The 13,836-nt window shown below is 68.2% G+C and carries 13 protein-coding genes; 6 read left to right on the forward strand and 7 right to left on the reverse strand.

The genetic code is table 11. From position 1 onward, the window contains the following. The first annotated feature begins 346 nt into the window (after positions 1 to 346). On the forward strand, positions 347 to 2,503 hold the full coding sequence (selD, locus tag BU124_RS05970; RefSeq protein WP_084861655.1) for a selenide, water dikinase SelD: 2,157 nt from the start codon (positions 347 to 349) through the stop codon (positions 2,501 to 2,503). Here selD and mnmH read toward each other — a convergent pair. The 4 genes from mnmH to BU124_RS05990 form a co-directional block, all read right to left on the reverse strand. Next, positions 2,487 to 3,542, reverse strand: a complete 1,056-nt coding sequence (mnmH, locus tag BU124_RS05975; protein WP_084861657.1) for a tRNA 2-selenouridine(34) synthase MnmH — start codon at positions 3,540 to 3,542, stop codon at positions 2,487 to 2,489. The genes selD and mnmH overlap by 17 nt on opposite strands. Positions 3,543 to 3,585: 43 nt before the next feature. Beyond that, a complete protein-coding gene (locus BU124_RS05980) occupies positions 3,586 to 4,314 on the reverse strand; it encodes a metallophosphoesterase (RefSeq protein ID WP_084861659.1) in 729 nt (242 codons plus the stop codon). A gap of 55 nt (positions 4,315 to 4,369) precedes the next feature. Then, complete coding sequence (gene serA / locus BU124_RS05985) at positions 4,370 to 5,965, reverse strand: phosphoglycerate dehydrogenase (RefSeq protein ID WP_084861661.1); 1,596 nt, start codon at positions 5,963 to 5,965, stop codon at positions 4,370 to 4,372. Positions 5,966 to 6,040: 75 nt separating this feature from the next. Continuing rightward, positions 6,041 to 7,195: a phosphoserine transaminase gene (locus BU124_RS05990; RefSeq protein WP_084861663.1), complete on the reverse strand. Its 1,155-nt coding sequence runs from the start codon at positions 7,193 to 7,195 to the stop codon at positions 6,041 to 6,043. Positions 7,196 to 7,400: 205 nt separating this feature from the next. On the opposite strand from BU124_RS05990, the gene BU124_RS05995 reads away from it, so the two are divergent. Both BU124_RS05995 and serB read left to right on the forward strand, forming a co-directional pair. After that, positions 7,401 to 8,195 carry a sterol desaturase family protein gene (locus BU124_RS05995; RefSeq protein WP_342743725.1) on the forward strand — a complete coding sequence of 265 codons (795 nt, stop codon included), beginning with the start codon at positions 7,401 to 7,403 and terminating at the stop codon, positions 8,193 to 8,195. Positions 8,196 to 8,253: 58 nt separating this feature from the next. After that, positions 8,254 to 9,123 carry a phosphoserine phosphatase SerB gene (gene serB, locus BU124_RS06000; protein ID WP_084861667.1) on the forward strand — a complete coding sequence of 290 codons (870 nt, stop codon included), beginning with the start codon at positions 8,254 to 8,256 and terminating at the stop codon, positions 9,121 to 9,123. 32 nt (positions 9,124 to 9,155) lie between these two features. Here serB and BU124_RS06005 read toward each other — a convergent pair whose 3' ends face one another. After that, on the reverse strand, positions 9,156 to 10,166 hold the full coding sequence (locus BU124_RS06005) for an asparaginase (RefSeq protein ID WP_084861669.1): 1,011 nt from the start codon (positions 10,164 to 10,166) through the stop codon (positions 9,156 to 9,158). 172 nt (positions 10,167 to 10,338) lie between these two features. On the opposite strand from BU124_RS06005, the gene BU124_RS06010 reads away from it, so the two are divergent. Then, on the forward strand, positions 10,339 to 10,869 hold the full coding sequence (locus BU124_RS06010; RefSeq protein ID WP_084861671.1) for an invasion associated locus B family protein: 531 nt from the start codon (positions 10,339 to 10,341) through the stop codon (positions 10,867 to 10,869). Between the two features lie 55 nt (positions 10,870 to 10,924). Here the strand turns inward: BU124_RS06010 and BU124_RS06015 are convergent, their stop codons facing one another. Both BU124_RS06015 and BU124_RS06020 read right to left on the reverse strand, forming a co-directional pair. Then, positions 10,925 to 11,959, reverse strand: a complete 1,035-nt coding sequence (locus BU124_RS06015; protein WP_084861673.1) for a permease — start codon at positions 11,957 to 11,959, stop codon at positions 10,925 to 10,927. After that, the gene (locus tag BU124_RS06020; RefSeq protein WP_084861675.1) at positions 11,952 to 12,263 is read right to left on the reverse strand and encodes an ArsR/SmtB family transcription factor; all 312 of its coding nucleotides are present in this window, start codon (positions 12,261 to 12,263) and stop codon (positions 11,952 to 11,954) included. The genes BU124_RS06015 and BU124_RS06020 overlap by 8 nt, the downstream gene beginning before the upstream one ends. A gap of 130 nt (positions 12,264 to 12,393) precedes the next feature. On the opposite strand from BU124_RS06020, the gene rlmN reads away from it, so the two are divergent. Together rlmN and BU124_RS06030 are read left to right on the forward strand one after the other, a co-directional pair. Continuing rightward, positions 12,394 to 13,587 carry a dual-specificity RNA methyltransferase RlmN gene (gene rlmN / locus BU124_RS06025; protein WP_084861677.1) on the forward strand — a complete coding sequence of 398 codons (1,194 nt, stop codon included), beginning with the start codon at positions 12,394 to 12,396 and terminating at the stop codon, positions 13,585 to 13,587. A 35-nt stretch (positions 13,588 to 13,622) separates the two neighbouring features. Further along, positions 13,623 to 13,829 carry a hypothetical protein gene (locus tag BU124_RS06030; RefSeq protein WP_084861679.1) on the forward strand — a complete coding sequence of 69 codons (207 nt, stop codon included), beginning with the start codon at positions 13,623 to 13,625 and terminating at the stop codon, positions 13,827 to 13,829. The last annotated feature ends 7 nt before the right edge of the window (positions 13,830 to 13,836 follow it).

Below are 13,836 nucleotides of genomic sequence, written 5' to 3' on the forward strand. Positions count from 1 at the left end.
AATGCCGACCTGACTGCCTGACACCGGTCACGAGTCCCGATACGGCCGGGAGCAGAGGCCAAGCTCCCGGCCATACCGGCCGATGCGACAGGCGGCCGACACCGTATCGGGGGCCGCCCGCCGCACCGGCCAGGAGGGTCTTGTGTATCGGGCCGAGGCGCGGCGACGGCCTCTGACCCGCAACTGGCTTGACCCTTGCATGCACCGGGTTTCCAAACAGCTAACGCGAGGGCGTTTCACCGCACCGGATCCTGGCGCGCTCGGCCGGGCTTCGCGGCCACGGGAACGTGACCGCGCGCGGCCGGAAATCCTTTCGCCCGCCCCGAAAACGCATTACGGATCAGGCATGAAAAAGCCCGTGCCACTGACCCGCGACCTGGTTTTGATCGGCGGCGGTCACACCCACGCGCTGGTGCTGCGCAAGTGGGGCATGGCCCCGCTGCCCGGCGTGCGCCTGACCGTCATCAACCCCGGCCCGACCGCGCCATATTCGGGGATGCTTCCGGGTTTCGTCGCCGGCCACTACAGCCGCGACGACCTGGATATCGACCTCGTGCGGCTGTGCCGCTTTGCCGGGGCGCGGATCATCGTGGGCCGCGCGACCGCGCTCGATCCGCAGGCGCGGACCATTACCGTCGACGGGCGCGGCGACATTGCCTATGACGTCGCCTCGGTCGATGTCGGCATCACCTCGGATATGCCGATGCTGCCCGGGTTCGCCGACCACGGTATCCCGGCCAAACCCCTGGGCCGTTTTTCCGCGCGATGGGAGGCCTTTCGCGCCGAGACCGCCACGCCGCAGGTCGCCGTGATCGGCGGCGGCGTGGCGGGGGCCGAATTGGCCATGGCCATGGCCCATGCCCTGCATGAGCGTGGCCACCAGGACGCGGCCGTGCACCTGATCGACCGCGGAAAGGTGCTGGGGGACTTCGCACCGCCCGCCCGCGACAGGCTGCTGGCGGCGCTCGACGACCAGGGGGTTGTCCGGGTCGAGGGGGCCGACGTCGCCGAGGTGACGGCGGATGCCGTTCACCTGGCCGATGGCCGCCGGATCGAAAGCCGTTTCACCACCGGCGCCGCCGGGGCGCAGCCGCAGGGCTGGCTGGCCGAGACCGGGCTGGATTGCCACGCGGGCTACCTCTCGGTCGGGCCGACGCTGCAGACCTCGTCAGCGCACGTCTTCGCCGTGGGCGATTGCGCGCATCTCGGCTTTGACCCGCGCCCCAAGGCCGGGGTCTTTGCCGTGCGCGAAGCGCCGGTGCTGCATCACAACCTCGTCGCCCATCTCTCGAACCGCCCCTTGCGCCGCTTCAAGCCGCAGAAGGATTACCTCAAGCTGATCTCGCTGGGCGGCAAGACGGCACTGGCCGAGAAGCTGGGCACGGCGCGGCGCGGGCGGCTGTTGTGGCGCTGGAAGGACCGGATCGACCGCACCTTCATGCGCCGCTTCGACGACCTGCCCGTCATGACGCCCGAGGCCCCCGCCCGCGCCGCGACCGGCGTGGCCGAGACCATTGGGCGCACCCCGCCCTGTTCCGGGTGCGGGGCCAAGGTCGGCGGCAGCGCTCTGGTCACGGCGCTGGGCGGTCTGCCGGTGCCCGGGCGCGCGGACGTGGTCAGCCGGCCCGGCGATGACGCGGCAGTGCTGTCCATGGGTGGCACGCAGCAGGTACTGAGCACCGACCACCTGAGCGCCGTGACCGAGGACCCGGCCCTGATGGCGCGGATCGCGGCCAATCATGCGCTGGGCGATATCTGGGCGATGGGCGCGGCGCCGCAGTCGGCGCTGGTCAGCGTGATCCTGCCGCGCATGACCCCCGCCCTGCAGACCCGCACCCTGGCCGAGATCACACGGGCCGCGAGCGAGGTCATGGCGCAGGCCGGGGCCGAGATCGTCGGCGGCCACACCACACAGGGCGCCGAGACGACGCTGGGGTTCACCGTTACCGGGCTGGCCGAGGCCGCGCCGATCACCGTGCAGGGCGCGGTGTCCGGCGATGCGCTGATCCTGACCAAGCCCATCGGATCGGGCACGATCCTGGCGGCCGAGATGCGCGGCCTGGCGCGCGGGCCCGACGTGCTGGCCTGCCATGAGGCCATGGTCCAGGGGCAGGGCGACGCGTCGCGCCTGCTGCGTGAGGCCCGCGCGATGACGGACGTGACGGGCTTCGGCCTGGCGGGGCACCTGTCGGCGATCTGCCGCGCCTCCGGCACCGGGGCGGAGCTGGACGCGGTGCCACTGCTGCCCGGCGCGCTGGACCTGGCGAGGGCCGGGGTGCGCTCCACGTTGTTTGACGACAATGTCGCGCATGCCCTGCCGGTGACGGGGCCGGAGGGCCCGCTGCGCGACCTGCTGTTCGACCCGCAGACCGGCGGCGGTCTGCTGGCGGCCGTGGCCGGGGACGCCGCCGAGGAAACCTGCGCCGCGCTCTGCGCCGCGGGTTACCCTGCGCGTTTGATCGGCCGGGTGACCGAGGGCACGGGCATCAGCCTGCAGACCTGACGGTGTCGGCGATCCGCGCCGCCAGGGCGTCACGCGCGGGCGGGGTCAGGTCCGCGGCCTCGATCCGCGCGAGCACGGGATGGGCGCGCGCCGCGCGCGACTTGGCATAGCTGGGGTCATAGTGATCCTGCATCAGGGCCCGGGCCAGCCCCGCGTGATCGCCCTCCGCCAGCAGCGACATCCAGCGCTCCACCACCGCGCCCCCGCGATGGCGCCGCAGAACTTGCAGCCGCTTTGCCAGATCGTCGGGGCGGGCGATGACATCCGCGTAGGCCTCGACGAGGTAGGCGGCGCGCGCGTCCAGCGGCGCGTCCAGCACGATCCGGCGCGCGGCCTTCATGGCGGCCCAGAGCGCGGGCGGAATAATCCGCTCGCCGATCTTGCTGCTCTCTGCTTCCAGAACCAGGGGCCGGGCAGGGTCGAGTTGGGCCAGCCGACAGGCCAGCGTGCTTTCAAAGGCCTTCTGGCCGGGCTGCCCCGCCGGGTCGCCGCCCAGGATCGAGCCGCGGTGCCCGGCCAGCCCCTCGAGGTCGAGCATCTGCACCCCCAGCCCTGCCAGCCGGTGCAGCAGGTCCGTCTTGGCGGTGCCGGTATAGCCGTCCAGCAGGATCACCCGGTAGGGCAGGGGCGTGTCGTAAAGCATCGCGTGGACCAGCCGGCGGTAAGCCTGGTAGCCGCCCAACACGGTTTCGGTTCGCCATCCTACGGCGCGCAGGATGGTCGCAACCGACCCCGACCGTTGACCGCCGCGCCAGCAGTAGACCAGCGGTTGCCAGCCGCCGTCGCGGTCGGCCAGGTCGGTTTCCAAGTGCCCGGCGACGTTGCGCGCCACCAGCGCCGCGCCGATCTTGCGGGCCTCGAAAGGGGCGACCTGCGTGTAGATCGCGCCGACCCGCGCGCGTTCTTCGTTCGACAGCGCGGGAAGGTTGATGGCGCCGGGGATGTGATCGGCGGCGAACTCGGCCGGGGAGCGCACGTCGATGACATCGTCATAGCCGTGGTCCAGCAGGTCGGTGAGGGTGGCGAAGCCTTGGGGCATGGCGCGTGCTTAGCCGACGGCGGGGGCGGGCGAAAGCCGCGCTTCAGTGCGGCGGCGTCAGCGGCCGGCGCCCCGCTTCGGACAGGGTGAACCACAGGCCGCCGTCCAGCACCGCCGGGACCAGCGGCCGGCCATAGCCCGCCCCGCCGTCCAGGTTGATGCGGTTGCCCTCGTGGCGGGGATGATCCAGCGCGGTGTGGCCGTGCACGACCATCTCGCCGTGGTCGCGCGTGTCGTCGAGCCAGCCGTCGCGAATCCAGATCAGGTCCTCCTCGGACTGGGCCTCGACCGGCAGGCCGGGGCGGAGACCGGCATGCACGAAGAGATGCCCCTGCGCCCGGTGCCAGAGCGGCCGCTCGGCGAGCCAGTCCAGATGCGCGCGCGGCACCGCGGCCCGGGCCTCGGCCAGCAGCGCGGCGCGGTCCGCGGACTCATCCGCCCCCGTCACGCCGTAGGAGGCCAGCGTCGCCGGGCCGCCAAGCGCCGGGAACAGCCAGCCCTTTCCCGAACTGATGGCCGGATCATGTTCCACCCCGTCGCGGACGAAACGCAGGAACATGCGGTCATGGTTGCCCAGGATCACCGTCCAGTCGCGCCCCGCGGCCTGCCCGGCCATGAGCCGGTCGATCACGCCTTTGGTGTCGGGGCCGCGATCGGGAAGATCGCCCAGAAAGACATGCGGCGCGTCGCGCCCGCCGTCCGCCTCGATCAGCGCCAGCGCACTATCAAGCTGGGCCGACTGGCCGTGAATGTCGCCGATGGCATAAAGCATCCGGAGGGGCCTCGAAAACGGGAAGGGCGCCGGACCGGCGCCCGTCCCGATGATCCTAGTCGACGTTGAAGGTCAAGGGTTTGACCTGCTTGAACAGTTCGGTTCCCTTGAGTTCGTTCAGCGCGGCGGCGGGCACGGGCTCGTCCACGTAAAGCAGCGCGATGGCCTCGCCCCGGTCTGTCGCGCGGCCAAGGGTGAAGTTGGCGATGTTCACGCCATGCGCGCCCATGGTCGCCCCCAGCGCACCGATCATCCCCGGCTTGTCCTCATTGGTGGTATAGACCATGTGCTCGCCGATCTCGGCGTCGATGTTGATGCCCTTGATCTGGATGAAGCGCGGCTTGCCGTCGCTGAAGACCGTGCCCCCGATGGAGCGTTCGCGGCTGTCGGTGACGACGGTGACCTTGATGTAGCCCTCGAAGGCTCCGGACTGGTCCTGCTTGGTGGTCGATATCTGCACCCCGCGTTCCTTGGCGATGATCGGGGCCGAGACGACATTCACGTCCGGGTTCGTCACAGTCATGATGCCCGCCACGGTGGCCGAGGTCAGCGCGGCCAGGTTCATTTCCGAGGCCTCGCCGTCATAGAGGATATTGATCGCCTTGATCGGCTCGTCGGTCATCTGGCCGATGAAGTTGCCCAGATGGTCGGCCAGCTTGATCCAGGGACCCATGATCTTGGCCTCTTCGGCGGTGACCGAGGGCGAATTGAGCGCGTTCTGCACCGCCCCGGTCTGCAGATAGTCCGACATCTGCTCGGCCACCTGCAGCGCCACGTTTTCCTGCGCCTCGGTGGTGGCCGCGCCCAGGTGCGGGGTGCAGACGACGTTTGGCAGGTTGAACAGCGGGTTCTCCGTGGCCGGTTCTTGCGCGAAGACGTCGAAGGCCGCCCCGCCGAGGTGCCCGGATTTCAGCAGGTCGGCCACGGCTTCCTCGTCGACCAGCCCGCCGCGGGCGCAGTTGATGATGCGCGCGCCCTTCTTGGTCTTTTCCAGGTTCTCGCGGCTGAGGATGTTCTTCGTCGCGTCGGTGAAGGGCACGTGCAGCGTGATGAAATCGGCCCGGGCCAGCAGCGCGTCAAGTTCGACCTTTTCCACGCCCATTTCGGTGGCGTGCTCCTCGGACAGGTAGGGGTCGTAGGCGACGACCTTCATCCTCAGCCCGCGGGCGCGGTCGCAGACGATGCCGCCGATGTTGCCCGCGCCGATGACGCCGAGGGTCTTGCCGGTCAGTTCGACGCCCATGAATTTCGACTTTTCCCATTTGCCCGCATGTGTGCTGGCGCTGGCCTCGGGGATCTGGCGGGCCACGGCGAAGATCATGGCGATGGCGTGTTCGGCGGTGGTCACCATGTTGCCGAAGGGCGTGTTCATCACGATGATGCCCTTTTTCGAGGCCGCCTCCTTGTCGATGTTGTCGGTGCCGATCCCGGCGCGGCCGATCACCTTGAGGTTGTCGGCGGCGGCGATGATCTTTTCGGTGGCCTTGGTGGCCGAGCGGATGGCAAGGCCGTCGTATTGGCCGATGACCTCGCGCAGCGCGTCCTTGTCCTTGCCCAGGTCGGGCTGAAAGTCGACGTCGATGCCGCGGTCGCGGAAGATTTGTACGGCAGCGTCGGAGAGTTTGTCGGAGATGAGTACCTTGGGGGCCATGTGCGTGGTCCTTGAACGAAATGGGATGGGAGGCGCCCCCGAGCGCCCCTTGCGGGCCAACCGGGGGCGCAGGAATCAGGCTGCGGCGGTCAGCGCGTCGATCTCGGCCTGGTAGGCCCAGTCGAGCCAGGGCAGCAGCGCCTCGATATCGCTGGTCTCGACCGTGGCGCCGCACCAGATGCGCAGCCCGGCCGGCGCGTCGCGGTAGGCGCCCACGTCGAGGGCCACGCCCTCTGACTCCAGCCGTTTCTGCACCGCCTTGGCGAAGGCTGCCCCGTCGGCGATGCGGTCGTCGGTGAATTTCAGGCAGACGCTGGTGTTCGACCGGGTGGCCGGGTCGCGGGCCAGGTTGGCGATCCAGTCGCGGCTGGCGCAGAAATTCCAGATCGCCCGCGCATTGGTGTTGGCGCGGTGGATGAGGGCGTCCAGCCCGCCGATGGATTTCGCCCAGCCCAGCGCGAAGAGGTAATCCTCGACCGCGAGCATCGACGGAGTGTTGATCGTGGCCCCCTCGAAGAGCGCCTCGTTGAGCTTGCCGCCCTTGGTCATGCGAAAAATCTTGGGCAACGGCCAGGGCGGGGTGTAGCTTTCCAGACGTTCGACGGCGCGTGGGCTGAGGATCAGCATCCCGTGCGCGGCCTCGCCGCCCATGACTTTCTGCCAGGAGAAGGTGGTCACATCCAGCTTGTCCCAGGGCAGGTCCTGCGCGAAGGCGGCCGAGGTCGCGTCGCAGATGGTCAGGCCCGCGCGATCCGCCGGGATCACGTCGCCCGTGGGCAGGCGCACGCCCGAGGTCGTGCCGTTCCAGGTGAAGACGACATCGTCGTCGTAGTTCAGCGCGGCCATGTCGACGATCTCGCCGTAATCGGCCTCGTGCACGGTGGCGTCCAGCCTGAGCTGCTTGACCGCGTCGGTGACCCAGCCCGCCCCGAAGCTTTCCCAGGCGACCACCTCGACGGGCCGTTCGCCCAGTAGCGACCACATCGCCATTTCCACCGCACCGGTGTCCGAGGCGGGCACGATGCCGATGCGGTAGTCGGCGGGGATGCCCAGCACCTCGCGCGTGGTCTCGATCGCGGACTTGAGCTTGTCCTTGCCCACGGCCGCGCGGTGCGACCGCCCCAGGGCGGCGTCGGCAAGCGCGTCGGGTGTCCATGTGGGGGGCTTGGCACAGGGGCCGGAGGAAAAACGCGGATTGGCCGGCCGCGTCGCCGGTTTCGTCGTGGTCATTTTTGCTACCCTTCCAGATAAGCGCCCCTCGTTGGGGAGGGGTGTCCCACGAACGCCCTTACTGCCTTGGCTGCGTGGCTGCAACAGTCGATCCGCCAGAATGCGACATTTTTGCGCGCAGAAGCGTCAGAGGCGCGCCTTTAAAGAGCGTCGAAAGCCTCTTGATATATTAAGATACTTATATATTTTTTCCTTTTTGGAAAACTTGATCGAACACGAACCCCTGTGGCGCGTGGCGGTCTTTGTCGTGCTGCTGGCCCTCTTTGCCCTGTGGGAGCTTCTGGCGCCCGCGCGGCGTGCCGAGATCCCGCGGTTGCTTCGCTGGAGCAACAATTTCGCGATGGTGGTGCTCGACACGCTTGTCCTGCGGCTCGTGTTTCCCGTCCTTGCCGTCGGTGTCGCCTCGATCGCGGCCAACAACGGCTGGGGGCTGTTCCCGGCGATCAACGTCTCTGGTGCGCTGGCCGTGGTCGCCGGTGTGCTGCTGCTCGATCTGGCCATCTACGGGCAGCACGTCTTGTTTCACAAGGTGCCCGTGCTGTGGCGCCTGCACCGGATGCACCACGCCGATCCGCATTTCGACGTCAGCACCGCCCTGCGGTTCCACCCCATCGAGATCGTGCTGTCCATGGCGATCAAGATGGGGGTCGTCCTGGCCCTCGGGCTGGCCCCGGTCGCGGTTATCCTGTTCGAAATCCTGTTGAGCGCGACGGCGCTGTTCAATCATTCCAACGTGCGTCTGCCAGGGGCGTTTGAGCCGCTGGTGCGGATGGTCGTGGTGACCCCCGACATGCACCGCGTCCACCATTCCGACATCCGCAGTGAAACCGACAGCAACTACGGGTTCTGCCTGCCGTGGTGGGATCGGCTGTTCGGCACCTATACCGCCCAGCCCAGCCGGGGCCATTCCGGCATGGGCATCGGGATCGGCCGCTTCGGCACGCGGCGGGATCAATGGCTGGACCGTCTGCTGATCCAGCCGTTTCGCAATGACAGGTGACGCGCTGGCACTCTGACCGGTTTTGTGGTTGTCCTGCCACGAACGGAACGGAGGCCGCATGCACATCGTGACCCTGATCGCCCGGCGAGGGGGGCTGGACCATAGCCTTGTCGAGAATCTGCGCAACGCCTGGGGCGGTGGCGATGCCCTCTGGCTGTCCCCTGACGAAGCGGCGGAGTTCGCCCTCTCGGCCCGGCCCGGCAATTTCGACACGGTGCGGGCCGAGCTTGACGCGTTGGGTGTGGACCTGAACCTGCAGCCGGCCGAGGGACGCCGCAAGGCGATGCTGCTGGCCGACATGGACAGCACCATGATCCGGCAGGAATGCATCGACGAACTGGCCGCCGCGGCGGGGATCGGCGACCGCGTGGCCGAGATCACGGCCCGCGCCATGAACGGCGAGCTGGATTTCGAGGGGGCGCTGATCGAGCGTGTCGGCCTGTTGCAGGGGCTGGAGGTTCAGGTGATCGACCGGGTCCTGGCCGAGCGGATCACCTACATGCCCGGCGGCAAGGCGCTGGTCGCCACGATGAAGGCGCAGGGCGCCCACGCATTGCTCGTTTCCGGCGGCTTCACCGCCTTCGCCGGCCCGGTGGCGCAGGCGCTGGGGTTTGACGACTACCGGGCCAATGTGCTGCTGGAAGAGGCCGGCACGCTGACCGGCGACGTCGCGCGCCCGATCCTGGGCCGCGCGGCCAAGGTTCAGGCACTGGAGGAAACCACGGCCCGGCTGGGCCTGTCAGAGCGCGATGTGCTGGCCGTGGGCGACGGGGCCAACGACCTGGGCATGCTGGGCCGGGCGGGCAGCGGCGTGGCCCTGCACGCCAAGCCCGCCGTGGCGGCCCAGTGCGCGCTGCGCGTCAATCACGGCGACCTGACCGCGCTGCTGTTCCTGCAGGGTTACGCGTGGGAAGACTTCGCCGCTTAGCGGGCGGCGCGTCGACGCGCCGCGCTCCGCGCTCACGCGCGGGGCCGTCCCGAAAGCGTCGCCGCCGGGCGCATCTCCCCCGTCACCTGCCCAGCGAAGTTGGTGATATCGGGGTTCAGGTAGGCGCGGACCTGGGGGTCGGCGTCGTCGACGACGCCGAGGCGCGCCAGCAGGGCGGCCATGGCGCATTCGGCGGCGCGGGTCGCCCCGTCGAGGATCTTGAGCGCGATGCCCATGCGCCGCTCGGGCAGGATGGCGATGAAATAGCCCTCGGCCCCGGTCTTGACCGCGGCGCGGCCCTCGGCGGCGCGCATCAGCCGCGTGCAGGCGCGGTCTTCACCAGCGACCAACTCGGGGTGGCTCATCATCGCCGCGCTCAGGCTGACCATGGCGCGTGACCGGGTGTCGGAGCGGTCCTGCGCGCTGGCGAAATGGGCCATGGCGCGCGCCATGGCGTGAACGCTCGTGGCGTGGTTTGGCGCCGAACAGCCGTCGATGCCCCAGGTGGGGCTCTCGGCCCCGGTCACCTCTTCGAAGGCGTCCTTGATCGCGACCTGCAGCGGGTGGTCGATGGCCAGGTAATCCGGCCCGGCGCCAAGATGCCGGGACACGGCGAGGAACCCGCAGTGCTTGCCCGAACAATTGTTGTGATAGCGGCAGGGGCTCTGCCCGGCGCGGATCATCTCGAATTTGGCGTCGCGGTCGCGCGGGGCCTGCGGACCACAGAGAAGCGCCCCGTCGTCCAGGCCCATCGCCGTCAACCAGTCGCGCACCGGGTCGGTGTGGATGCGCGCAGCCGAATGCGAGGCGCAAGCCAGGGCCAGCTGCCGGGTGGTCAGCCCGTCCGCCCGGGCAGCGCCTGTCTCGACCAGGGGCAGGGCCTGGATCATCTTGGCCGAGGACCGCGGATAGGTCACATGGTCGGGATCGCCCCAGGCTTCGACGATTTCGCCCTGCGCGTCGCAGATCACCGCGTGGCCGTGATGGCTGCTTTCCAAAAGGTCCCCGCGCCAGAGTTCGACGAGGTGCTGTGCCCGTGTCATGCTGATCCTTTCCCGCGCGTTGGCTGCCCGAACAGGGGAATTCCCATCGTGGCAATTTCTTGCTACTGGTGGGGGTATCGAGTTGATCTGATCCGATCCAGCAGAAAAGGTGCGCGCACAAGGCACCGGGGGTTGATCAGACAGAGGCAAGGACAGCTTGGAGGCTGTAGACATGATTTCACGACTATCGCGCGGCCTGGCCGTGGCAACGGCCATAGTCACGGGCACGGCCGCATTGGCGCAGGAGGAAAGCTCCAATCGTGTGGCGGCGAACACCGACTGGTCGGTTTTTGTCGAAGAGGACCCGGTGCAGTGCTGGGGCGTCTCCGCGCCCAAGACCGAGGAGTTCTTTCGCGACGGCAACCCGGTGTCGGCCAGCACCGGCGAGGTCCTGCTCTTCGTGTCCTATCAACCCGCCGAGGGGGTCGAGGGACAGGTCAGCTACAACGGCGGCTATCCCTTTGACGATGGCTCGACCGTGACCGTCGAGATCGGCGGCGACAGCTTCGAGATGTTCACCGAAGGCGAATGGGCCTGGGCGGCCACGCCCGAGGATGATGCCGCCATCGTCGCGGCGATGAAACGCGGCGCCGAAGCGGAACTGACCGGCGTGTCGGGCCGCGGCACCAGGGTCGTGCATACCTTTTCGCTGCTGGGCTTCACCGCGGCCGTGGAGGACGCGGGCAGTCGCTGCTCCGGCTAGACATGAAACGCTGGCGCAAGGCAGGCGGGCCTGCCTTGCTGCGCGCAGGGACCGGTCAGGCCACCAGCTGGAACACGACCCCCGACAGGATTGCCCCGCTGATCCCAAGCGCGAGGTAGAGCGCGAAGACCCGCCGCACCACCAGTGCCCAGACCGCGGCCATCGCGGGCACCGAACTGATCGCGCCGGCCACCATGAAGGCCATCGCGGCGCCGGCCGTCATGCCCTGGTCGGTCAGGCCCGCCAGCAGCGGCGGCGCGACGTAGCTGTTGAGGTAGGCAGGCATCCCCACGAAGGCCGAGATCACGATGGGCAGCATGCCCTCGCCCCCAACGACACTGGCCACGGCCTCGGCCGGGATGTAGGTGATCAGCAGCGACTCGAGCACATAGGCCAGCGCCAGCCACTTGAGCAGGAACGCCCCGTTTTCGACGAGCGCGCTGCGGAAGGTGGCGCGGCGGTCCGGGTCTTGCCAGAACCGCCAGACCGGGCGGGCCTCGGCCTTAGGCCCCGACGAACAGCAGGACCCGCATCCCGATTTCTGGCGGGACACGTTCGCCAGGTGCCCGGCGCGGGTCAGGGCTCGAACGACGAAGCCGCCCATGAGGCCGACACCGATGGCCGCGACGGCCTTGCCGATGGCAAAGGGCCAGCCAAGGGCAGCGGCGGTGATCAGCAGCGTCGGCGGGTCGATCAGCGGCGAGGCGAGCCAGAACGCCATGATCGCCGAGAGCGGCGCCCCCGCGACGATCAGCGCCGCGATGAATGGGATCACCTGGCATGAACAGAACGGCGCCAGCCCGCCGAAGACGGCTGCCATGAAGATCGCCTGCACTTCGCGCCCCTCGAATGCGCGCGAGACCAGCGTTTCCGACCCCGTCGCTTTGAGACCTGCAATCAGGATCACGGCGAAGACGATATAGGGCGCGGTCCGCCCGAGCGCCGAGAGCGCGAATTCCACCGTGGGCCACAGTTGCGGCGGGTCCAGCAGCGCCACCTCGAGAATTACGAGGGCGGTCACCGCCCACACGGATTTCACCCGCTCGGGCAGGCGCGGCCCACGCCGCGCGATCAGTCCGGTATCAGCCATCGTTGGCAATCTCTCTGGTTTCGTCGGCGCAACATTCAGTCAGGATGAAGCCGGCCAGCGCCTCAAGCCGGTCGTAATCCGCGCGGTTGATCACGCTGCGGCCCTGTTTCTGCTGGGCGACAAGCCCGGCGGCGGTCAGGAACTTGAGGTGATGCGCAAGGGTCGAGGGCGCGATCCCGGTGCGCGCCCGGATCGTGCCGATGGTCAGCCCCTCGGGGCCCGCGCGGACCAGGCAGCGCAGCACGTCGAGCCGCGCCTCCGACCCCATGGCGGCGAACCCCTGGCTGGCTTCTTCGTTTTGCATGGTGCGACTCCTTTCAGAATTCCTATATAACTAGTTTTATAGTTGTGTCTACTGGCGAAATGATTTTCTTTGGAATCGGAGCACCGCTCCTGTATCAGGCGCATCTGACCCCAAGGAGATGCGCGCACCCATGTCGGCCCCGGCCCCGATCACGCAAGACGTTCTGACCATCAAGCGGCACGTGCCCGAGGATGGCCCGACGAATATCGTCGGCCTGACCCGCCCGGCGCTGCGCGATGCGCTGATCGCCGCCGGCACGCCCGAAAAACAGGCGAAGATGCGGGTCAACCAGATCTGGCAGTGGGTCTATCACTGGGGTGTGCGCGATTTTGCCCAGATGACGAACCTGGCCAAGGACTTCCGCGCCAGGCTGGCCGCGCATTTCGTGATCGAGTTGCCCGAAATGGTGTCGAAAACCGTCAGCGCCGACGGCACCCGCAAGTATCTGGCCCGGATCAACGGCGGCCATGAGGTCGAGGTTGTCTATATCCCCGAGGAAGACCGCGGCACGCTTTGCATCTCGTCGCAGGTGGGTTGCACGCTGACCTGTTCGTTCTGCCACACGGGCACCCAGAAACTGGTGCGCAACCTGACCGCTGGGGAAATCATCGGCCAGGTCATGATGGCGCGCGATGATCTGGGCGAATGGCCCGAACCGGGGCAGGGCACCGGCGAGAACGGCCCGCGGCTTTTGTCCAACATCGTGCTGATGGGGATGGGCGAGCCGCTTTACAACTTCGAGAACGTGCGCGACGCCATGAAGATCGCCATGGATGGCGAGGGCATCGCCCTGTCGCGCCGCCGCATCACGCTCTCGACCTCAGGCATAGTCCCCGAGATCGCCAAGACCGCCGAGGAAATCGGCTGTCAACTGGCCGTGTCCTTTCATGCCACCACCGACGAGGTGCGCGACAAGCTGGTGCCCATCAACCGAAAGTGGAACATCGCCACCCTGCTCGATGCGCTCAAGGCCTATCCCAAGGCGTCGAATTCCGAACGCATCACCTTCGAATACGTGATGCTCAAGGACGTCAACGACAGCGACGCCGACGCCCGCCGCCTGGTCAAGCTGATCGAGGGTATCCCTGCCAAGATCAACCTGATCCCCTTCAACGAATGGCCCGGCGCGCCCTACGAACGCTCGGACTGGGCGCGGATCGAGAGCTTTGCCGACATCCTCTACAAGGCCGGCTATGCCAGCCCCATCCGCACCCCACGCGGCGAGGATATCATGGCCGCCTGCGGCCAGTTGAAATCGGCCACGGAACGGGCGCGCAAGTCGCGCCGTGACATCGCGGCCGAGGCGGGTCTGGCAAGCGATTAACCATTCGCCAAGACGGATCGGGCATCGGTGATGCCATGGAACAGGCCAGGACCCTCCCCCGATTGAGCGCGACGGCGCAACAGGCGTTGCAGGACGCGGCCGTCGAAGACGGTATCGCCGTGTCGGACCTGATCGAGCACGCCCTTGAACGCGAATTGCAGCGGCGCGCGCGGCGCCGGACCCTGATTGCCCGGCACCGGCGTCGCGCCGTCTTGCCGCCGCTTCAGGCGCGCCTCGGCTGACGCGGCG

This window comes from Salibaculum halophilum, from assembly GCF_002094885.1.
Taxonomy (GTDB): Bacteria; Pseudomonadota; Alphaproteobacteria; order Rhodobacterales; family Rhodobacteraceae; genus Salibaculum; species Salibaculum halophilum.